Raw genomic sequence first — 21670 nt, 5'->3', positions numbered from 1 at the left:
CCATCGCCATGCTTCTGATGCTTCTCAGCATGCCCGGCTATGTGGAGCAAAAAAAACCACGCCGTAGCGTGGTTCTGAGGGAAGAGTGCAGGGTTATCCTGGCAGGTTGCGGGCCAGAACTAGAAGAAGCCCAGCGGCTCGATACTGTAGCTGACCAGCAGGTTTTTAGTCTGCTGATAGTGATCCAGCATCATTTTGTGGGTCTCACGCCCGATACCCGACTTCTTATAACCGCCAAAGGCGGCGTGCGCCGGATAGAGGTGATAACAGTTGGTCCAGACGCGCCCGGCTTTAATCGCCCTGCCCACACGGTAAGCACGGTTGATATCGCGGGTCCAGACGCCAGCACCTAACCCATAGATGGAGTCGTTGGCGATACTGATTGCTTCCGCCTCATCTTTAAAGGTGGTGATACCAATGACCGGGCCAAAGATCTCCTCCTGGAAAACGCGCATGCTGTTGTTGCCTTTCAGCAGTGTCGGCTGAATGTAGTAGCCGCTGTTAAGTGAGTCATCCAGCTTCTCTACGCCACCGCCCACCAGCACTTCCGCGCCCTCCTGTCGGGCAACCTCAAGATAAGAGAGAATTTTATCAAACTGCTGCTGCGACGCCTGCGCGCCCACCATGGTTTCGGTATCCAGCGGATCGCCACGTTTGATGGTTTTTACCCGCTTCATCACGGCTGCCATAAAAGGTTCGTAGATCGACTCCTGTACCAGCGCCCGCGACGGACAGGTACAGACTTCGCCCTGATTCAGGAAGCCCAGCACCACGCCTTCGGCGGCTTTCTCTATAAAGCTCTCCTCCGCCTGCATGATGTCTTCAAAGAAGATGTTAGGTGATTTACCGCCCAGCTCGACGGTCGAGGGGATCAGGCTTTTTGCTGCCAGCTCCAGAATATGACCGCCGGTTGCGGTAGAGCCGGTGAAGGCTACCTTGGCGATGCCGGGATGGGAGGCGAGCGCTTCACCCGCCTCTTTGCCGAACCCATGCACCACGTTCAGCACACCCGGCGGCAGCAGATCTTTAATCAGATCGACAAAAACGGTGATCGACAGCGGGGTCTGCTCAGCCGGTTTCAGCACCACACAGTTACCCGCGCCCAGTGCCGGAGCCAGTTTCCACGCCGCCATTAATAGCGGAAAGTTCCATGGAATGATCTGCGCTACCACGCCCAGCGGCTCATGGAAATGATAGGCGGCGGTAAACTCATCAATCTCGGCGGCACTGCCCTCCTGCGCCCGGACACAACCGGCAAAGTAACGGAAGTGATCGACGGCCAGCGGCATATCGGCCGCCAGGGTTTCGCGAACCGGTTTACCGTTATCCCAGGTTTCATAGACCGCCATCGTCTCCAGATGCTGTTCCAGCCGATCGGCGATTTTCAGTAACAGCAGCGAGCGTTGTTGCGGCGAGGTCTTGCCCCAGGCTTCCGCCGCCGCCGCCGCAGCAGCCACAGCGTTATCAACATCGGCAACGTCTGAGCGCGGAAACTCACCGGCCGCAGAGCCGTTCACCGGGGAGGTATTGGTGAAGTAGTTGCCGTTCACCGGCGCGACGAATTCACCATTAATGAAGTTGCCATAATTCTTTTGTAGGGTAATCAGAGAACCCTGTTCTCCGGGGGCGGCATAACGCATGATCATTCTCCTGACAGGTGACTGATGTAACAATGATGAAACTTATTATTAACATGAAGCATCATCAAGAGCCTGTCAGTTCTGTTAACCGGAAACTGTGACCGCCCCGAAGGAATGGGGTGTTTACGCTTCGTCTTTAGATAATTCCGACTTTTACCCAAAAGGCTGGTCAGAGAGAAACTTGTGCGGCACAAAGGGGTCAACGTGAGGATGAATTCATTCTGGAGATGAGCATGCTGGCTTCAGCTTTTACCCTGATGCGCGCTAAAGCCAATTTCGTGCATCAGTTTATCCGCAACCCGCGCAAGATGGGCAGCATTACGCCCTCGTCAGAGGCGCTGTGCCGCACCATGATTGCGTCGGTGGAATGGCCTGAAAAGTTACGTATTGCCGAACTCGGCGCGGGCGACGGTGTACTGACGCGGCAGATACTGGCGCAGATGTCACCCGATGCCACGCTGGATGCCTTTGAGATCAGCAGCACGCTGGCCGATAAGCTTAATGCGCTGGATGATACGCGCATGACGGTGCGCACCTGTTCAGCGGAATACCTGAGCGGAGAATATGACGTGATCTTTTCTGGCCTGCCGCTGCTCTCATTACCCACTGAATTGCGTGAGGCGATTCTGCGTGCGGTGTATAACGCCCTCGGGCCCAACGGCGTCTTTGTACAGTTCCAGTATACCTCGCTGACTCAGCCAGACCTGTCGCGCTACTTCACCTGGGAGCGCCAGCGGGTGATGAAAAACGTGCCACCCGCCTGGGTCTATCGCTGCACGCGTCACTACGCACCCTGAGCTTGCGCCATTGCAGGGCGCGTTTGTTGCCAGAACGCCACCAGCAACTCACGCGCCCAGTCTTTCCCCTCCATCTCGTTTGCCCCATCTTCTGTACAGCCTTCGGGCGTGCAAATGTTCATGATGTGCCGTGAAAATTCAGGATGAAACTGCACCGATAGCGCCTGCGGCGAATAGCGCACAATCTGACAGCCATCGCGCGCAGAGGCAGCCAGCACCTGCGCCTGTTGTGGCGCGCTGATCACCGACTGGCGATGTGACAGCCAGACGCTGAAGTCCTGTGGCAATTTCTTCAGTAGCGGATCGCGCTGCGCCTCCGGCATACAGTTGATTGGTAACAGCCCGCGTTCCCATCCATTGGGATTGTCCGCCACCTCGCCACCCAGCGCATAGGCCATCAGCTGGTGACCGTAGCAGACCCCCAGCAGCGGCAAGCCGTGATCCATCGCTGCGCGAATCCATACGGCGCTGCGTTCGCTCCATTCAGCGTGATCGGTGACCATCGCCCAGGAACCGCTGAGGATCGCCCCGGAAATCTGGTCGAAAGCGGGTAGCGCCTCGCCCAGATGGGGCCGTACAATCAGGTATTCATCGGGTTGCAGGTTTAACGCGTCGATGAACCAGCGCGGCTGTTCACCAATCTCTGAGACAACGTTTGCAGGTGGGACTTCAAGCTGAATTAACGCAAGGGGTAAGGCGGACGTGTAGGTCATACCGAATCAGTTCCTTTAAGAAGTCGTTTCAAATCAGTCTGCCAGCAACGCGCCCGAAAGTCTCATCAGGCTGCGCCGCAATCGCAGAAAATTTCTCCCTGCGATTGGCTGCAATGCCGCAGTTCGTGCCATCATTAGCGGGCTAAGCAAAAAAACATCGAAAGGATATTATCGTGGCTGTGCGGCATTTTTTTCTGATTCTGATGGTGGTTTCAATCTGGGCCTTCAACAACGTTGCGGTGAAATGGGGCCTGCTGGAGCTTCCGCCACTTTTCCTGACGTTTATGCGCTTTGTGGTCGTCGCCATCGTACTGGTACCGTTTTGCCGGATTAACCGTCAGCAGTTACCCTGGCTGTTGCTGCTGGCTTTCACGTTCGGTTTTATGCACTTTTCGCTGCTGTTTGTCGGCCTGCGCTATACCGATGCCGGTACCGGCGCGATTGTGGTTCAGCTCGGTACACCCATTGCCATGCTGCTGGCGATGGTGGTGCTGAAAGAGAAGCTGAAGCTGGTGCAGCTGATGGGCATTATGATCTCGCTGAGCGGCGTCGTCGTGCTGTCCGGCAGCCCGACGATTCCGTCGTGGTGGGTGCTTTGTCTGTTGTTGTGCAGCGCCACCGGCTGGGCTGTCAGCAACCTGATTGTGAAAAAGTCACCGCCGATTAAACCGCTGACCATGACCGGCTGGATTGCGTTTCTGGCCATTCCTGTCGTCGGCGCATCCAGTCTGTTGATGGAATCACATCAGCTCTACGCCCTGCAAAATGCGGGCTGGCACGGCTGGTTTGCCATTCTTTACAGCGCTATCGCCTCGTCGATTGTCGCCTATACGCTGTGGTATATGCTGCTGAAGAAATATAACGTTAACCTGATCATGCCCTACTCACTGCTGACGCCGGTATTATCCGTGCTGATGGGGATTGTGGTGCTGGGCGACAGCCTCAACAGCTTCAAGATTATCGGTGCGTCGCTGGTGATCCTTGGCACCGCTATTGCCGTAATCAACCTGCGTAGCCTGCGGATGCATGCCCGCTTCCCGCGCCTGCGGCGGCGTTAATCCCGCGTGCTATGCTTGAGAAATCACCTCTCTCAGGAAGCACAACATGGACTCACCGCTTGCCGCCTCTCTCTGGCAGCAGATGCAGCAGGGATTGCGAGGTCGCGACGCCGCCTGGCCTCTCCCCGCCTTCGTTGATCGCGCCACCTTCTCTTCTGCCTTTGCCGTCAGTGAACTGGCGGCCACCAGTATCGGTCTGGCAACGCAGGCTGCTGCTGCGCTTATCGCCACATCCCGCCCTGAACTCTCTCCGCCCGTCACCGTTAACGTCCGGCTGGCGTCACGCTGGTTTCAGCAGAGCTTCCATCCGCTGAATCGCGCGGCACCCGCGATGTGGGATGCGTTTGCCGGTGACTATCGCAGTCAGGATGGCTGGATCCGTCTGCACACCAACGCCGCACATCACCGGCTGGCGATGGAGCGGGTGCTGGGCGCGCACGCCGATCGCGCAGCACTGGCGCAGCAGGTGCAACAGTGGCAGGCCAGCGAACTGGAGCAGGCCGTTATTGATGCGGGTGGCTGTGCCGCAGAGATGCGCAGTGCCGCCGCCTGGCAGCAGCATCCGCAGGGCCAGGCCATGCAGCGCGAACCGCTATTTAGCTGGCAGACCACACAACAGGCAGCGGCGCCGGAATGGCCGCTGGCCGAAGCCCGTCCTTTAATGGGCATTAAAGTACTGGATCTGACGCGGATTATTGCCGGGCCGGTCGCTACCCGTTTTCTTGCCAGCCTGGGAGCCAGCGTGCTGCGCATCGATCCGCCCGGCTGGCAGGAGCCGACGCTGGATGAAGAGATGAGCTGCGGCAAGCGACGAGCGGTGCTGGATCTGACTCAGCCCGCCGATCGCGAGCAGTTTATCCACCTGCTGCGTGAAGCAGACGTGCTGGTGCATGGCTATCGGGCAGATGCGCTGGAACGGCTCGGGTTTGACGCGGAGACCCTTCAGTCACTCTCACCCGGTCTGGTTGATGCCGGCCTGAATGCCTGGGGCTGGCAGGGTCCGTGGCGCAATCGCCGGGGTTTTGACAGTCTGGTGCAGATGGGATGCGGCATTGCTGAAAGAGGCATGCAGTGGCAGCAGAGCGACAAACCGGTTCCGCTGCCGGTGCAGGCGCTGGATCATGCCAGCGGCTATCTGCTGGCGGCGGCGGTGCTGGAGGGATTACGGCGACGCATTACTGAGCGCCACGGCAGCCAGGTCCGGCTGTCGCTGGCGCGCACCGCGTGGCTGTTGCAGCAGCATCCCACCGATCAGCGCACAGGCTCCGGCATTGCGCCGCAGGTTAAGGATAACCTGCCCTGTTACGAATTAACGCCGTGGGGGTTTGGAGTGAGGCTGCGAGCGGCCGCCTGGCTGCCCGGCACCCCACAGCTCTGTGCGACGTCAGGCTGTGCGCCGGGTACGCACCCGGCGACGTGGTGAAGCAAAACATTAGATAATTAGAAAAATAATGTTGATAGCATTAGATTGCTATCTTATTATTTACACATGAGTCAGGGACGAAGTTCATTGAAACGGGGTGCAGAATGGTCAGGGTAGACTGGTCCAGGCGGGCATTGAAGCACCTTATGAAGATCGACAAACGTTATCAGAAAATCATTTACCAGAAGGTGGGTGAGTTAGTCAGTTTCCCGGTCGTCACACTGGACATTAAAAAAATGCAGGGCAGAGATAATCACTACCGGCTGCGGGTTGGCAACTACCGGGTCCTTTTTTACGTTAACCGGGGGCGAACCGGTGATTCTGGAAATTACAGAGGTAGCAAGAAGAACATCCGTCACTTACTAAAGCTTTTTGGATACCGGCATAGCCTTACGCACTCACGACCTCTGCTGCGACACACAATTACCCCGGATAAACTATGTCAAAACAGTACATCTATGATGAAGCAGGCAAACCCCAGTTTGTGGTCTTGCCGGTGGCGGAATATGAAAGGCTGCTCTCGGCCAGCGATGGCGAATGGGAGACTATTCCTGTGGAGGCTGACGAGCACGACGATGAGACGATCCCGCACGACGTTGCAGGGATCATGATTGAGCAGGAAGTGAGTCTTCAGGCGGCCTGGCGCATCTGGCGGGGGCTCAGCCAGCATGATGTGGCTCAGCAGTTGGGAACCACGCAAAGTGCGATCTCTCAACTGGAGCGTATTGAAAGTAAGCCGCAGAAAAAGACGCGTGAACGTCTCGCAAAACTGTATGGCTGCCGACCCGGGCAGTTAATCCTGTGAGCCGATTAAGAGGGTTCAGGTACCCGAAAAAAAGCATGCCGTATCCAGAGAATCCCCCCCAGAACCCATTGAGAAAGATGATTCAGCACTGTGCGCCGGGTACGCACCCGGCGACGTGGTGAATCAGGCGTCAGGCGTCTCTTCGCTGCTATCCAGCAGTTCGTTGTACATCGCCTGGATCGCTTCGCGGCTCAGCATGGCAAGAGTACGATAAAAGGCCGTGGTCGCGTGCGCTTCCACTTTACCCAGGAAAGCACCGCACCACGGCAGCAGATACTCTTCAAACAGCGCCATCTGCGCCGCGCTCTCATCTTCCGCTGACTGATCTTCCAGCCATGACGCAGCCAGCATCAGCACACCAAAATGATCAGCAGGCGCATCGCTCAGCGGCATTCCGCGTGACGTTAAAAACGCACGCACTTCTGGCTCCGTTTTGCCTTCCGGCCACTGTGAGGCGTACGGCGGCACGTTGCAATCGCTGCCAACAAACAGCGCGTTGTAATCGGCGGCCAGCGCCTGGGGATCGCTGTTCTGTTGCAGACGGGTCAGCAGCTCATCCTGCTCCAGCGGCCACTGCGACTGCAGTTTGCCTTCACGCAGCAGCGTAAACAGCGGCACCAGCAGCGGGTCCTGCGGCTGACGATTAAACAGTGAGCCGATCACGCGGCACAGAATGGAAAACTCATTCATGAGTCAGATTTCCTTGAGGCAAGTAAATTAAAAGTCAGCCAGTTCAGCAATATGTTTGCCGCTGCGCTGCTCCAGAAAGTCGAGCAGGCGACGCGGCGTGACATTTAACACCCGATCCTCAGGAAAATCCACCTCGCGGGCGATGCGCAGGCAATGTTCAAAATTTCCGAGCGTAAACGCCGTGTGGGAATCGGAGCCAAATGCCAGCCGTCCACCGGCATCGCGCACGGCGGCGGCGATAACCCGGCAGTTCGGTTCACTGCCCGGACGCGAATGGGTAAAGGAGGAGTTGTTCAGCTCCAGCGCCACATCGTAGTGCGCGGCTGCTTCGGCGATAGCCGTGATATCGACCGGGAATTTCGGGTTGCCCGGATGACTGATGATATGGACCAGCCCGCCCGCCATTGCGGCGATCATCGCATCCGTGTGATGTTTCCGGTCGCGCGGCGCATAAACCGGCTCGTGAAAACCGGCGACGATCAAATCCAGCGCATCGAGCATCGGGCCGGAACAGTCGATTTCGCCCTGCTGATTTTTAATATTGGCTTCGATACCGCGCAGAATACCCACGCCATCGATCACGCGCGGCCAGACGCGCATATTAATGAAGTGCCAGTAGTGGGGCGCGTCGGCCATGTCGGGGCCGTGATCGGTAATGGCAAACAGTTTCATGCCGGTTTGCTTCGCCTGAGTCACGTAGTCGTGCAGCGTGCTGTAAGCATGGGTGCTGGCGATGGTGTGCATATGCAGATCTACCGGATACATCCTCTTCTCCTGCTGATTGCCCCTGACGGGGCCGGTTCATTAATAGCCGCGCTGACGATCCACTCTGCCCTGCGGCGGCTCGCCTGCCTGGTCCTGGGTGATGGCGCGGGCGATGTAGTCGATAGCTTCGTCGATCAAGGTTACCGCCGCATTATGGGGCGTGATCGTGACGCGCGGATGTGACCAGAGCGGATGCGCTTCGGGCAGCGGTTCAACCTGAAAGACATCCAGCGCCGCCGCTTTCAGCTGCCCGCTATTGAGCGCGGCCAGCAGATCCTCTTCCACCACCTGCGCGCCGCGCGCGATGTTAAGGAAGAAAGCGCCGTGCGGCAGCTGCTGTAAAAAGTGGTGGTCGATAAGATTAATGGTTTCTTGCGTGCTCGGCAGCAGGTTGATCACCACCCGCGTCTCCTGCAGAAAGGCAGGCAATGCATCGCGACCGGAAAAGCTGGTCACGCCATCAATTTCTTTGGGTGAGCGGCTCCAGACGCGTAACGGGAATCCCCAGGGTTTAAGGCTTTCCGCCACGCTCTGCCCCAGCACGCCCGCCCCCAGGATGCCGATAGTAAAGTTTTTACGCGTGTAAGCGGGGAGCGGCTGCCAGCACTGTTGCTGCTGCTGGAGACGGTAGTCGTCAAAACGACGGAACCAGCTCAGTACGCTATGAACCGCATACTCCTGCATCTGCCGCGCCATGCCGGTATCTTCCAGCCGGTACAGTGGCACGCTGTCGGGCAGCATCTCAGGGTTCTGCTGCAGCTGTTTCAGAATCTCGTCCACACCTGCTCCCAGCGCAAAGACGCCGCGCAGGGTGGCGCGTCCCTGCAGCATTTCTGTGGGGGGGCGAACGGACCAGCGCATAATCAGCCGGACCGTTATCGCCTGGCTGCCAGGCACGCACCCGCGCCTGGGGCAGACGCTGTTGTAAACCGTTAATCCAGGCCGCTGCAGACTGCGACGGGTGATACCAGATGATCTCCATCCTGCTCTCCTTTTTTTCTTTCAGCGTCAGGGAAAAGCGAGGTGAGAGCAAGAAAAAACCAGCGTAATAAAGCGGTTTTTTCCATAAAAATAATTCCCGTGGCTTCACATTTCCGGCTCGCTTCAGGGTGAAGTGGTCAGATAAGGTCTAAAGTTGGTCCTGTGGTCAATGCGTTACGCGCGGCCGCGTTTCGGACAAGGAGAAAAACCGATGACAAAAATTGAGGTAAACGCCGCTCCACGGCGTCAGCGTTATGTGCCCTTTCTGCTCACGTTGCTGCTGAGCGTACCCGCCTTCACTGCCCAGGCCGACGACAACAGTCGCATGCTGAATAATCAGCCGCAGCCGCCTGACGTTCGTTTAGGACCGCTGTTTAATGCCGTGCAACAGGCGAAGTTCTATCCCGATCAAAAGACCTTTGCGGACGCGGTGCCGAAATTCGATCCCGCCTCAATTCTTGCCGACTGGCAGATGCAGAAGAAACAGCGCAATTTCGATCTTAAGCGTTTTGTGGATGCCAACTTTACCCTGCCCGCGGCCGGTGACAAATATGTGCCACCAGCCGGACAAAACCTGCGTGACCACATTGATGGCCTGTGGCCGGTGCTGACGCGCACCACCAGCAGCGCCGGTCAGTATGACTCGCTGCTGCCGTTGCCCAAACCCTATGTGGTGCCAGGCGGGCGCTTCCGCGAAGTCTATTACTGGGACAGCTACTTCACCATGCTGGGGCTGGCCGAGAGCGGGCACTGGGATAAAGTGCAGGATATGGTGGATAACTTCGCCTCGCTGCTCGACCGCTATGGCCACATTCCCAACGGCAACCGCAGCTACTATCTGAGCCGGTCACAGCCGCCGTTCTTCAGCCTGATGGTCGATCTGCTGGCGACGCACGATAACGGCAAAGCCTATACCCGTTATCTGCCGCAGCTGCAGAAAGAGTATGACTACTGGATGGCAGACAGCGATAAAGTCGCGGCGGGCGCAGCCAGCAAGCGCGTGATTAAGCTGGCGGACGGCAGCCTGCTCAACCGCTACTGGGATGCGCGCGACGTGCCACGTACAGAATCCTGGATGGATGACATTGCCACCGCGCAGAAAGCGCCGCAGCGCAATAAAGCCGAACTCTACCGTGAGCTGCGTTCCGGTGCGGCGTCGGGCTGGGATTTCAGTTCGCGCTGGTTTACCGATGCGCATAACCTGTCGACAATTCGTACCACGCAGCTGGCCCCGGTTGACCTCAACAGCCTGCTGTTCCATCTGGAGCAGACCCTGTCGAAAGGCTATCAGATGAACAAGCAGAGCGATCTGGCGAAGCAGTTTGCCGATCGCGCGGAGAAGCGCCAGGCGGCGATCAACCGCTATCTGTGGGACAGCAAACAGAACTGGTACGCCGATTATGACTGGCAGAAAAAGCAGGTCCATCCTCAGCTGACTGCTGCCGCGCTGTTCCCGCTCTATCTGCAGGTCGCCAGCGATAAGCAGGCTGAAAGCACCGCCAGCGCAGTGGAAAAACAGCTGCTGAAACCTGGTGGTCTGGTGACCACCACCGTGAACAACGGTCAGCAGTGGGATGCACCCAATGGCTGGGCACCGCTGCAGTGGGTTGCTGTGGAAGGTCTGGAGCATTACAACCAGCCAAAACTGGCGAAAGAGGTGGGATTACGCTTCCTGCAAAACGTCCAGAACACCTATGACCGTGAGCATAAGCTGGTGGAGAAATATGTCGTTGATGGCAAAAATCTCGGCGGCGGCGGTGGCGGTGAATATCCGCTGCAGGATGGCTTCGGCTGGACCAACGGCGTCACGCTGAAACTGCTGGATAAGTACTGCCCGAAAGATAAAACCTGTAACAGCGCCCACGATATTCCGCAGGCGTCTGCCTCACAACCTTAATCCACTCTGGATACCTCTGGCCTTGCCGGGGGTATCCCCACTTCATTTCCGCGAATTTTACTTGACCTTCTTTCATCAACAGGCAAAATTGCAGCCAATTTACAAAAGGTAATAATTCTCATTATGATAATGAGATTGCCTATCAAAGCTTTTATTCACCTGCCTGAACCTTTGCCAAGAAAGGAATTTTGATGAAACTGTCATTGTCGCTGAAAGGTTATGTTCCCCTATGCACCCTGGCGCTGACCGCGCCTGCTCTGAGTTATGCTGCCGATATGGTAGTAACCGCGCAACCGCAGGAAGATTCGACCTCGCCGACCCAGGGCTATCTGGCGACGACCAGCCAGGGCGCAACCAAAAGCGATCGTCCGCTCATCACCACGCCGCAATCGATTTCCGTGGTTACCCGTCAGCAGATGCAGGATCAGGGCGCGCTGACCCTGAACCAGGCGCTGGGCTATAGTTCCGGCGTCTTCACCAACTTCGGCGGTGCCGCAACCCGTTACGACACTATTGCACTGCGTGGCTTCCATGGCGGCGATGTCGATAACACCTTCCTAGACGGCATGCGGCTGATGAGCGACGGCGGCAGTTTCAACGGCCTGCAGGTGGATAACGCCTTCCTTGAGCGCATCGACGTGATCAAAGGCCCCTCTTCTGCGCTCTATGGTCAGACGGTGCCGGGCGGACTGGTGAACATGGTCACCAAGCGTCCTCAGTTCAGCGAAGAGGGTCACATCCAGTTGCAGGCGGGCAGCAACGCCACCACCGGCACGATGTTTGACTACACCAATGCCATCAACGATCAGTGGGCGTTTCGCCTGACCGGCGTGACCCGCAACAGTGATACCCAGTACGATCACACTCGCGAAGAGAAATATGCGCTGATGCCGCAGCTGATGTGGCAGCCGGATGAAGATACGCATCTGATCCTGAAAGCCTATCTGCAGAAGGATCCGTCGGGCGGCTATCACGGTTCGGTACCGGGTGACGGCAGCCTCACCGAACACAACGGCTACAAGCTGAGCAACGGCTTTTATGAGGGCAACAGCGATCTCGATCAGTTCAAGCGTCGCGAGCAGATCTACAGCTTCGATTTCGCTCATCGCTTTAACGACGTCTGGTCATTCTCCTCGACCGGCAGCTACAGCCACTCGAATGTCGATCTCGATCAGGTCTATCAGATTGGCTGGGACAGCGTGAATCCCGATCTGCTGAACCGCTATTACTCTGGCGAGCGCTCGTCGCTCTCGGCCTGGTCCACCGATAACCGCTTACAGGCGGAGTTCGATACCGGCGAGCTGGAGCACCGCGTCACCCTGGGTGCTGAGTATCATCGTTATAAAAATGAGATCACTGCCGCTGGCGGCTCGGCCAACCAGCTTAATGCACGGACTGGTGAACAGGTTGGCGACATGCCTGATTACACCTGGGCCGATAAAACCCGTCGCTACTATCAGACCGGCCTCTATCTGCAGGATGAGATGAAGCTGGATCGCTGGCATCTGGATCTCTCCGGTCGTTATGACCGCATTGTCGCCAATAACAGCGGCAGCGACCGCCGTCAGGATGATCACATCAGCGGCCGCGCAGCACTGCTCTATGCCTTCGACAATGGTATCTCGCCTTACGTCAGCTGGAGCCAGGCGATTACTCCGACCGCGCTCACCGATCCCAACGACAATCTGCTGAAGCCGACTACCGCCGAGCAGTATGAAGCCGGGGTGAAATATCAGCCGGTCGGCACCCGCGATCTCTATAGCGTGGCGGTCTATGACCTGACGCAGAAAGATGTGGCGAACCGCGACGTGCTGACGGCGACTTATACGCCATCAGGCAAAGTGCATTCACAGGGCATCGAGCTGGAAGCGCGTAATCAGTTAACCCCGCGTCTGAGCACCGTGGCGAGCTATACGCTGAATCATCTGCGCTTTAAAGAGTCGGTGGATGGCAATGACGGACATACGCCATATGTCACACCCAACAGCATGGCTGCACTCTGGGGTCACTATCAGTTTGATTATGGTCTGAGTGCGGGTGCGGGCGTGCGTTACATCGGCAAACAGTGGGCGGACAATGAAAACACCACGCGTGTGCCGTCTGTTACGCTGTTTGATGCGTCAGTGCGGGCCGATCTCGGCGTCTGGAACAACAGCCTGAAAGGTGCATGGGTGCAGGTCAATGCCAATAACCTGACCGATCGTACCTATGTAGCGGGCTGTTACGGCACGGGCTATTGCTACTGGGGCGCAGAGCGCAGTGTAATGGCGACAGTCGGTTACGACTTCTGATTGCAAAATAAGAGATAAAAAAAAGGGGACGAATCGCTTCGTCCCCTTTTTCGTTTAAACCTTTACGGTCAACTGCGTACTTTGCGGTAGATAAACAGCACCACAATGGCACCGATAACAGCGACCACAAAACTTCCGAAGTTAAACCCATCGACGCGGCCGAAGCCAAACAGCGTACTGATCCAGCCACCCACTACTGCACCGATAATACCCAGAACGATAGTCAGAATGAAACCGCCACCGTCTTTACCCGGCATAATCCACTTCGCCAGAATACCCGCGATTAAGCCAAAGACGACCCAGGAAATAATACCCATCTGTTGCTCCTTCCTTTTTTTGATTAAATCGTGAACGCCTGATTAATCAAGCGGTTTACCGCGATAAGTATAACCAGCTTTTCAAAAAATGCCTGCCTGCTCACAGTTATTATTGATGAATAGCATGCTAAAGCTTTTTTTTGCCGCGCCGATAACCGAGACGAGGCAAAAAAAACGCATCAATAAAGTAACCCCCCTTGTGGAGCAGGACGTGAAAGAAGCCGACCAGGAACAATATCTAAAACGTGGCACGCTGGCGGTTCTTGGCGTTATGAAAGATCTGCTGCGATTGCAGACGCCATTACTGGTGCGCTTTCCGCGTGGGCAGTTTATCAGCCGGATGCTGGCTGCCGATGAAGATCGCCTGCTGTTTGACCTCGGCAGTAATAATCTGGATAACGATTATGCCCTGACCAGCGACGATCTCAGTATCACTGCGGAAACCTACGGCGCTAAGGTGGAGTTCAGCCTCGCCGCGCTGGAAATCGTGGAGTTTGAAGGGTTACCCGCTTTCAGCGCGCCGCTGCCAGACCTGCTGTGGCAGATCCAGCGACGTGAGTTTTTCCGGGTCTGCGCCCCGCTTGAGCCGCAGTTCTGGTGCTATACCGTGTGGCCCGATGGCAGGAAAACGCGCCTGCGTCTGCAGGATCTGTCGCTGGGCGGTATCGGCGTGCTGGTCGATGAAGCGCTGCCGGACGGGTTGCAGGATGGTGACAGCTTCAACCCGTTCCGGGTCGAGCTGGGCGAGTATGGCCATTTTGACGTACCGGTAAAGCTGCTGAGCATTGGCGAGCGTAGCGTGGTAACCGGCAAAAATGAAACCCGCATCACACCGCGACTGAGCTTTCGTTTTGCCACGCTGAACCCGGCGCAGGAGCGGCAGCTTCAGCAGATTATTTTTGCCCTTGAGCGCCTGGCTCGCGATAAATCGACCCGATTCCAGTAACCGCTTTACGGATGCGCCACACAGGTGGGCCGCATCCAGGCTATGCTTCTTGCTTGTTTTCTTTTAAACCGGAACCCAGCAAGGAGACCCTCCCCAATGGAAAACTGGCTCTCTTCACGTCGTTTTCACTCCCTCTTTTTTAATCAGGAACTCTGGCTAAACAGCGCCATCGTGGTGGTATCCACGCTGGTGATTTACTGGATATTACGTACTCTGATTCGCTTTATCTCCAACCGGATTGCCCTTTACAGCGAACATCGTCATGTTCGCGCCACTGCGATTCTGGTGGAGATATTGCGCAGTACCAGCCAGACCCTGCTGCTGATCTTTTCGCTACTGATTGCCCTGAAGTTTGTCGATCTGCCCGCGTCGTGGAGTGTAACTATCGCGCACGGCTGGTTCCTGGCGCTGATTGTACAGCTCGCTCTGTGGCTCGACTGTGGCATCCGGCTATGGCTGAAAAGTCTGCTGCGTGACCCGCTGCACGTGCGCAACCCGGTCACTACGGTGATCCTCGGTATTCTGCTGCGGGTAGTGGTCTGGATTATGATGTTCCTGGCCATTCTGTCGAACATGGGCATCAACATTACCGCACTGGTCGCCAGTCTCGGGGTCGGGGGCATCGCGATTGCGCTGGCGATTCAGACCGTACTGAGCGATGTGTTTGCTTCGCTGGCGATAGGCTTTGATAAGCCGTTTGAGCATGGCGATTTTATTGTCTTTGGTGACATTGCCGGTTCCATTGAGCACATCGGCCTGAAAACCACCCGACTGCGCAGCCTGAGTGGCGAGCAGATTGTCTGCTCAAATACCATTCTGTTGCAGCAGACGATCCACAACTACAAGCGCATGCAGCAGCGCCGCATCGTCTTTAAGTTTGGTATCAGCTACGCCACGCCGTCAGAGCAGGTCCGGGAGATCAGCCCGCTGGTGAAAGAGATTATCCAGGGCGTTGAGACCACCCGTTTTGACCGCGCCCACTTCCTGGCCTTTGAGGATTCAAAACTGACCTTTGAAGTGGTCTATTTTGTGCTGGATGCGGATTACAATAAGTACATGGATATACAGCAGGAGATTAACCTGCAGCTGATGGCGGCACTGGAAGAGCGAAATATCCGCTTCGCCTTCCCGATTCGTCAGGTGGAGTTCAGCGGCGGCAATCTGCCACCGGTGGATCTGGTTGCGGTACAGAATGACGATGACGAGGTGCGCAGAATGGCGCGCTAAATCAGTGCCTGCCTTCCTTTTCAGGCGTGGCGGGCATACAAGCCGGTGCGGGCGGAATCGTGACCGCACCGGCTGCTTCATCCCTTGCCTTCAGCCGTTCCGCCTTACCGCTTACTGATGCCGGTAGCAGCTCACGCCGAGATACTCACTGAACGCTTCCTGCAGCACACCAGCCGTGGCAGAGTGGTTCATCGCCACATGATGCTCAAAGCCGTTACTGCAGATCCACGCCAGCAGTGTCTCCAGCTGCGGCACCTGGATCACCGCACGGCAACCTACCGTGTCCAGCGGATCGGTGACCGACATTCCCTCTCCCACATAGGCTTTGATTTCGCCGCTGAAGTCGTCGGTAGAGAGGCGGAAATAGGTCAGATCGCCCTGCTTCATGCGGCCATGCACTGCGCCACAGGTGTTCTCTTTGCCCACGGTGGTGCCGATGATATCCGCCGTGCCCATGGTCGCTGACTCCAGGCTGGCGCTGGCGAAATTACCGCAGTGAAACAGCACACATTTGTCCCGCTCGTCGCCAAAGTTGTTGTTCCAGTCTGCCAGCGAGGCGGGGTTCAGCGAGCAACTGGCGAGCGCATACATCGACAGCGCCCCCCATCACATCCACTTCGCAGGCGCTGGGCATCAGCTGGCCCGACATCACGCTCATGATTGAGCAGACGTTAATGCCCAGGTTCTCCTGCAACGACGTCCAGCACTGGATGGCGGTGGTATCGATATCGTTGTCGCTGATCCACTCGCTGATCACCACAAACAGTTTGGCCATGGTCACCAGTTTTTCACCCGGAATCCCCCCGCGCATCGGCGTTGGCCTCCAGGATTTCACGCTTCTCTGCCACGCGGATATCGTCATCGCGCAGCCGGTTGGTGCGGGTAAAGATCTCCGATAAATCCAGGGTCTCCACCGCGATACCCATCTTCTCCAGCAGCTTTTCGCTGTAGCGCACGGTGTTGAATCCGGCGGGCCGGGCACCAATCGCCCCGACGCGTACCCGCCGCATAGCATTCACCACCCGACAGAGCTGGCTGAACCGCTGCAGATCCTGCATAAACACGTCGCCGCTCAGGGCGCAGACGTGCTGACGGGTCAGCGTAAACGGGATGCCATATTGCCGCAGGTTGTTGCAGAGTGAAATTTTGCCGCAGAAGCTGTCGCGGCGGGTCGCCAGTCCCATTTTATCCAGATTGTCCTCCTCGGCCTGCACCAGTACCGGCACGTTCAGCCCGGCGAGACGCAGCGCTTCCGCGATGGCTTTTTCATCACCAAAGTTTGGCAGCAACACCACAATGCCGTGAATCGCTTCGCGATGCTGGCGAAACAGCGCGGCGCAGGTTTTCGCCTCCTGACGCGTCTCGACGCCGCCCAGGTTGGTCTGGTTCTCATCCAGCATCACCGTATTAATATTCATCTTTTCAAACAGCGCGACCGCCTGCTGGCGCGCCTCGCCCACCAGATAGCTGGGAAAAAAACCCCGGTTGCCAATAATGACGCCGAAGGTTAACTGCTGAGGAAGTGTTGACATGGCTCTGCTCCGGATAAGGATTAATGTGGCTGATAACGACAGCGTGCAACGGCGTCAATCCAGCCTTTATAGTTTTCCTGCATACGCTGCGCGTGCTCTTCACGCGGCATGATGACGCTGCCGCCCTGCAGCGCCTGCATATCACTGCCCTGCTGCCACCATCCCAGCACTTTGCCTGCCAGCAGTGCCGCGCCCAGCGCGGAGACCTCGGCGGTAGGCACCCGCTGCAACGGCCGCTGTAACACATCCGCCTGTAACTGCATCAGCCAGCTATTTTCGGTGGCGCTGCCATCCACACAGAGCGCCGGAAGCTGCTGGCCGCTGGCCTGCTCCATGGCAAAAAAGACGTCGGCGATTTGCCAGACGATCGACTCCAGCGCCACCCGCGCCAGCACGGCGGGTGTGGCGGCATCCGTAAGTCCGCACACCATGCCGCGCGCCTGCAGATCCCACCAGGGCGCGCCCAGGCCAGAGAGCGCCGGGACAAAATAGATGCCCTGATTGTCGTCGCAGCGCTGCGCCATCGCGGTGAGCTCGCGCGGCTCCTGCACGCCGAGCATTCTGCCCAGCCAGGCGGCACCGGAACCGGTGTGGGTGATGTTGCCTTCAAAGGCATAACGCAGCGTGCCGTCATGCCAGGCCACGGTGGTGCTGAGGCCATTTTCCGTCAGCAGCGGCGTCGCCATGGACATCATCAGGGAAGATCCGGTGCCGTAGGTGGCTTTCACCACTTCAGACTCGCCGCGCCGCTGCGCCTGTAAGGCGGCATGAGAGTCGCCGATGCGCGCCAGAATCGGCGTGCCTGGCGCTAAGCCGGGAATATCACTCACCGCGACCACGCCCTGTTCACTGGCTGAGGCGGTGATGCGCGGCAGCGCGGCGCGCGGCAGTTGAAACAGCGTCAGCAGCTCGTCGTCCCAGTCATTAAGATGCAGGCTGTAGAGTTGAGTACGGGAGGCGTTAGCATGATCGGTAATAAATACCTCGCCGGCGCTGAGCTGCCAGCTGAGCCAGCTGTCGACCGTGCCGATACAGAGCTCACCCGCCGCCGCCCGCGCCGCGCCGTCAGGAATGGCGGCCAGCATCCCGGTCAGCTTGGCGGCCGGAAACATCGGGTCAACGGCCAGGCCGGTCAAACCGGTGATGCGAGGTGCTTTGCCCGCCTGATGCAGGTCGCGACAGAGTGACTCGGATCGTCGATCCTGCCAGCTCACCAGCGGCGTCAGCGGCTTGCCGTCACGCCGCTGCCAGATCAGCACCGACTCGCGCTGATTACTGATCGCCACAGCCGCGACAGGCGCGCCACCACAGGCTGCCAGGCAATGGGTAATGGCCTCTTTTACCGCCTGCCAGATCGCCACAGGGTCCTGCTCAGCCAGTCCTGGTTGCGGGTGTTGCAGGGTTAAGCTCTGGCTGCCGCGCGCCACCACGCGGCCATCACGATCAACCGCAATCGCTTTAGCATTGGTGGTGCCTTCGTCGATCGCCAGAATCAGGGGTCCCACCATGTTTATGCTCCTGCGCAGATGCGCGCTGCACTGTTCACCACGCTACTGGCATCAATGCCATGATGGGCGCGGGTCGAGGCGCGATCGCCGGCAATCGCATATTCCCCATCTGCAATGCCGAGCCGCAACAGCGGGATGCCGCAGCCGCCTTCCGCCAGCACTTCGGCCACCAGGCTGCCGACACCGCCATTAACGTTATGCTCCTCTACGGTAATCACCGCTGGGTAGTGATTTAACAGGTTGCGCAGCTGTTGGGTATCACAAGGTCGAATCGATGGAACCGCGATCACACCGGCTGAAATGCCCTGCTCAGCCAGTTGCTCAGCAGCGTGAACTACCTCGTGAACCGTTGAGCCCATCGCCACCAGTGCGATGTCGCTGCCTTCACGCAACAGGTCGATCGCGCCCGGCCTGAACTGGTAGCTTTCTTCGTGCAACTGCGGCAGATCTTTGCCATCCAGACGGATATAGACCGGCCCGACATGCTCAAGGGCGTAATCGATGATCTGACGGCACTCCAGCGGGCAGGAAGGCGCATAGATCTCGATGTTGCCGAAACCGCGCATCACCGCGATGTCATCAATGCTGTGATGCGTGCTGGCTAACGGGCCATAGCTGGTCCCGGCATTCAGCCCGAACAGTTTGACGTTGGTGTTGTTGTAGCAGACGTCGACTTTTACCTGCTCATTGGCGCGTGACACCAGAAATGGCGCGGCGTTACAGGTCACTGCGACTTTGCCGCCCAGCGCCAGACCGGCCGCCGTGCCCACCAGCGTCTGCTCAGCGATGCCGACGTTAATCAGCCGGTCGGGAAACGCCTTGATAAAGGGGGCGATTTTGGCCGTCGACGTGGAGTCCGCTACCACCGGCACCAGATCCACACCGCGATTCACCGCGTCGATAAAGGCCGTGACCATGACGCTTGCTAAATGTTGTGCATTACTCATCTTTCAGTTCCTCCAGTGCCAGTGCGATCTCTTCGCCTTTCGGCACCCGGTGATGCCATTCCGCCTTGCTCTGGATAAAGGAGACGCCAAATCCCTTCTCGGTATGCGCCACAATCACCTGCGGTTTGCCGTTCTTCGGCAGGTTTTCAATGGTGTCGACCACCGCCGCCATATCATTGCCGTTGCATTCGGTGACCTCCAGCCCGAAGGCGCGCCATTTTTCCGGCAGCGGATCGGTGTTCATGATGTCGCGGGTCGCGCCCGCCAGTTGCAGCTTGTTTTTGTCATTGATGATGATCAGGTTGTCGAGGCCGTAATGCGCCGCCACCAGCGCCGCCTCCCAGTTGCTGCCTTCAGCCAGTTCACCATCGCCGGTCACCACAAAGATGCGGCGCGGGCTGTTATCTTTTTTCGCCGCGATAGCGATGCCCACCGCCACCGGCAGGCCGTGACCCAGCGCGCCGGTGTTCAGCTCAACGCCCGGCGTTTTCTGCCGTACCGGATGGCCAGGCAGATGCGAGTCGGCATGCTGATAGGTTGCCAGCCAGTCGGTCGGGAAGTAGCCCGCTTCCGCCAGTACGCAGTAATAGCCCCCCCACCGCATGCCCTTTGGACTGGATATAGATGTCACGCTGATCGTCCTCTGTGCGATCCGGGGCGCAGTTCAGAATGCGGAAGTAGAGCGCGGTGAGGATCTCTACCTGTGACAGGTCAGCGCCGGTATGACCGCCTGCCGGGCTGCCCGCGTTAAGCTGGATGATGCGGCGGCGGATTGCCCGCGCCCGACGCTCAAGGTCATCGACCGGAAGATTGAAAGGATTCATACACTACCTCTGAATTTTAAATCGTTTATGAATATATATTCACGTTGGTTAAAAAATTTTGTGCCTGAAAAAAAGGGGCTAATAAACTGAACCGCCCTTTGTTCGCTACTCTGCCCGTTAAACCGGGCAGGCCGTCCGGGCCGTCCGCTGCCAGAAATCACACAGCGGCTCCCCCCTGTCTGGTTCCACGCACTTCCCCGTCAGGGTTTTGCCGGTGTCCCCTCCTCGATTAACGCTTTCTGAGCCACCACGGCCGCCTTCTGCTGCATCCGGCTCTGGGTCTGATCGATGATCACCGCGATGATAATCACGATGCCTTTGATCACCATCTGCCAGAATTCACTGACACCCATCATGATCAGGCCATCCGCCAGAAAGCCGATGACGAACGCACCAATCAGCGTACCGAGGATGGTGCCGCGTCCGCCCGCCAGCGACGTGCCACCCAGCACCACGGCGGCAATGGCATTCATCTCAAACGCGGTGCCGTTAGCCGGATGGCTGGCGACCAGTTGCGATGAGACCACGATGCCAGCAATCGCCGCGCAGAATCCCGACAGGGTGTAGACCAGAATTTTTACCTGCCGGGTTTTCACACCTGACAGTTCAGCGGCACGTTCATTATCCCCGATGGCATAGACCTGACGGCCAAACGGCAGGCGACGGGCGATGTAGGCGATCACCAGCGCCAGCACCACCATCATCCAGATGGCGTAGGGCAGCCCGAGAAAGGTTCCGGCACCGATCCGATCGAAACCGGTGTTGCCCAGCAGCGGGTTCCCCTGCAGACCAGGAAAGGTCTCGCCGCCGGAGGTGAGCATCGCCGCGCCGCGCAGGATGTACATGGTACCGAGGGTGCAGATAAAGGGTGCCACGTTGTAGCGGGTAATGATCCAGCCGTTGCCCGCGCCAATCAGCGCGCCGATCAGCAGTACTACCGGCACAATCACCCAGACGCTGGGAAAAATAGCGATGCCAAACATCGGCAGCACAATGCCTTTGGTAATCAGCCAGCCGGCGATCATGCCGCACAGTCCCAGCGTTGCCCCAATCGACAGGTCAATTCCCGCCGTGATAATGACAAAGGTGATGCCCAGCGCCAGAAAGGCGTTGATGGCGATGTGTTTCACCATGATCACCAGGCTGCCGGTGGCGAGAAAGTCCGGCACGGTGATGGCGAAGAAGCCGACGATCAGAATCAGCGCAATAAAAGTGCGCAGCTTCAGAAGCAGCAGCAGAATGCTTTCACGTGAACTGAACGCCTTAGCCGGAAGTGTGGTCAGCGCGACGCTGTCATTGCTTTTCATGC

General features: G+C 57.7%; 17 protein-coding genes and 4 pseudogenes. 9 read left to right on the top strand and 12 right to left on the bottom strand.

Going from position 1 to position 21670, the window contains the following annotated elements:
- Nucleotides 1–119: 119 nt before the first annotated feature.
- Nucleotides 120–1640, bottom strand: coding sequence for an aldehyde dehydrogenase (locus JNO11_RS07445; RefSeq protein ID WP_325177123.1), 1521 nt, complete (start codon nt 1638–1640; stop codon nt 120–122).
- A 233-nt stretch (nt 1641–1873) separates the two neighbouring features.
- Here JNO11_RS07445 and JNO11_RS07440 point away from each other — a divergent pair, with 233 nt between their 5' ends.
- Nucleotides 1874–2437 carry a methyltransferase gene (locus JNO11_RS07440; protein ID WP_187491717.1) on the top strand — a complete coding sequence of 188 codons (564 nt, stop codon included), beginning with the start codon at nt 1874–1876 and terminating at the stop codon, nt 2435–2437.
- Here the strand turns inward: JNO11_RS07440 and JNO11_RS07435 are convergent.
- Nucleotides 2425–3150 carry a glutamine amidotransferase gene (locus tag JNO11_RS07435; RefSeq protein ID WP_192033586.1) on the bottom strand — a complete coding sequence of 242 codons (726 nt, stop codon included), beginning with the start codon at nt 3148–3150 and terminating at the stop codon, nt 2425–2427. The two genes, JNO11_RS07440 and JNO11_RS07435, sit on opposite strands and share 13 nt — an antisense overlap.
- Before the next feature lie 173 nt (nt 3151–3323).
- Between JNO11_RS07435 and JNO11_RS07430 the strand changes: the two genes are divergently transcribed.
- From JNO11_RS07430 to JNO11_RS07415, 4 genes and pseudogenes are all read left to right on the top strand, one after another.
- A complete protein-coding gene (locus JNO11_RS07430; protein ID WP_010669895.1) occupies nt 3324–4208 on the top strand; it encodes an EamA family transporter in 885 nt (294 codons plus the stop codon).
- A gap of 46 nt (nt 4209–4254) precedes the next feature.
- Complete coding sequence (locus tag JNO11_RS07425; RefSeq protein ID WP_325177122.1) at nt 4255–5631, top strand: CoA transferase; 1377 nt, start codon at nt 4255–4257, stop codon at nt 5629–5631.
- Nucleotides 5632–5735: 104 nt separating this feature from the next.
- Nucleotides 5736–5997, top strand: a pseudogene (locus tag JNO11_RS07420) (type II toxin-antitoxin system RelE/ParE family toxin).
- A 73-nt stretch (nt 5998–6070) separates the two neighbouring features.
- Nucleotides 6071–6436: a helix-turn-helix transcriptional regulator gene (locus JNO11_RS07415; RefSeq protein WP_010246157.1), complete on the top strand. Its 366-nt coding sequence runs from the start codon at nt 6071–6073 to the stop codon at nt 6434–6436.
- 123 nt (nt 6437–6559) lie between these two features.
- Here the strand turns inward: JNO11_RS07415 and JNO11_RS07410 are convergent, their stop codons facing one another.
- From JNO11_RS07410 to JNO11_RS07395, 4 genes and pseudogenes are all read right to left on the bottom strand, one after another.
- On the bottom strand, nt 6560–7126 hold the full coding sequence (locus tag JNO11_RS07410) for a molecular chaperone (RefSeq protein ID WP_010246159.1): 567 nt from the start codon (nt 7124–7126) through the stop codon (nt 6560–6562).
- A gap of 27 nt (nt 7127–7153) precedes the next feature.
- On the bottom strand, nt 7154–7891 hold the full coding sequence (locus tag JNO11_RS07405) for a phosphatase (protein ID WP_325177121.1): 738 nt from the start codon (nt 7889–7891) through the stop codon (nt 7154–7156).
- Between the two features lie 39 nt (nt 7892–7930).
- A pseudogene (ghrA, locus tag JNO11_RS07400) lies at nt 7931–8873 on the bottom strand (glyoxylate/hydroxypyruvate reductase GhrA).
- Nucleotides 8824–8958 (bottom strand): hypothetical protein, encoded by a 135-nt coding sequence (locus tag JNO11_RS07395; protein WP_325177688.1) that lies wholly within the window; start codon nt 8956–8958, stop codon nt 8824–8826. The pseudogene ghrA and the gene JNO11_RS07395 overlap by 50 nt, the downstream one beginning before the upstream one ends.
- A 125-nt stretch (nt 8959–9083) precedes the next feature.
- Here JNO11_RS07395 and treA point away from each other — a divergent pair, with 125 nt between their 5' ends.
- Both treA and JNO11_RS07385 read left to right on the top strand, forming a co-directional pair.
- Nucleotides 9084–10769: an alpha,alpha-trehalase TreA gene (gene treA / locus JNO11_RS07390; protein ID WP_325177120.1), complete on the top strand. Its 1686-nt coding sequence runs from the start codon at nt 9084–9086 to the stop codon at nt 10767–10769.
- 191 nt (nt 10770–10960) lie between these two features.
- Nucleotides 10961–13060 (top strand): TonB-dependent siderophore receptor, encoded by a 2100-nt coding sequence (locus JNO11_RS07385; protein WP_325177119.1) that lies wholly within the window; start codon nt 10961–10963, stop codon nt 13058–13060.
- 68 nt (nt 13061–13128) lie between these two features.
- On the opposite strand, the gene JNO11_RS07380 is transcribed toward JNO11_RS07385, so the two are convergent.
- On the bottom strand, nt 13129–13377 hold the full coding sequence (locus JNO11_RS07380) for a GlsB/YeaQ/YmgE family stress response membrane protein (RefSeq protein WP_010246168.1): 249 nt from the start codon (nt 13375–13377) through the stop codon (nt 13129–13131).
- A 211-nt stretch (nt 13378–13588) separates the two neighbouring features.
- Here JNO11_RS07380 and JNO11_RS07375 point away from each other — a divergent pair, with 211 nt between their 5' ends.
- Both JNO11_RS07375 and JNO11_RS07370 read left to right on the top strand, forming a co-directional pair.
- The gene (locus JNO11_RS07375; RefSeq protein ID WP_143790609.1) at nt 13589–14323 is read left to right on the top strand and encodes a flagellar brake protein; all 735 of its coding nucleotides are present in this window, start codon (nt 13589–13591) and stop codon (nt 14321–14323) included.
- A gap of 96 nt (nt 14324–14419) precedes the next feature.
- A complete protein-coding gene (locus JNO11_RS07370; protein WP_031592912.1) occupies nt 14420–15550 on the top strand; it encodes a mechanosensitive ion channel family protein in 1131 nt (376 codons plus the stop codon).
- Nucleotides 15551–15661: 111 nt separating this feature from the next.
- Here JNO11_RS07370 and JNO11_RS07365 read toward each other — a convergent pair.
- The 5 genes and pseudogenes from JNO11_RS07365 to JNO11_RS07345 form a co-directional block, all read right to left on the bottom strand.
- Nucleotides 15662–17082 (bottom strand): annotated as a pseudogene (locus JNO11_RS07365) (L-fucose/L-arabinose isomerase family protein).
- A 20-nt stretch (nt 17083–17102) separates the two neighbouring features.
- Nucleotides 17103–18590 (bottom strand): FGGY-family carbohydrate kinase, encoded by a 1488-nt coding sequence (locus JNO11_RS07360; protein ID WP_010669882.1) that lies wholly within the window; start codon nt 18588–18590, stop codon nt 17103–17105.
- A gap of 2 nt (nt 18591–18592) precedes the next feature.
- Nucleotides 18593–19537 (bottom strand): transketolase C-terminal domain-containing protein, encoded by a 945-nt coding sequence (locus JNO11_RS07355; protein WP_010669881.1) that lies wholly within the window; start codon nt 19535–19537, stop codon nt 18593–18595.
- Nucleotides 19530–20361: pseudogene (locus tag JNO11_RS07350) on the bottom strand (transketolase). Before JNO11_RS07350 ends, JNO11_RS07355 begins: the two are co-directional and overlap by 8 nt.
- Nucleotides 20362–20561: 200 nt before the next feature.
- The gene (locus JNO11_RS07345) at nt 20562–21668 is read right to left on the bottom strand and encodes an ABC transporter permease (protein WP_010246189.1); all 1107 of its coding nucleotides are present in this window, start codon (nt 21666–21668) and stop codon (nt 20562–20564) included.
- Nucleotides 21669–21670: the final 2 nt, after the last annotated feature.

The organism is Pantoea sp. 1B4 (assembly GCF_016925765.1).
Classification (GTDB): domain Bacteria; phylum Pseudomonadota; class Gammaproteobacteria; order Enterobacterales; family Enterobacteriaceae; genus Pantoea; species Pantoea agglomerans.
The sequence above is the reverse complement of the archived record's forward strand: the minus strand, read 5'-3'. Positions and strand labels throughout refer to the sequence as shown.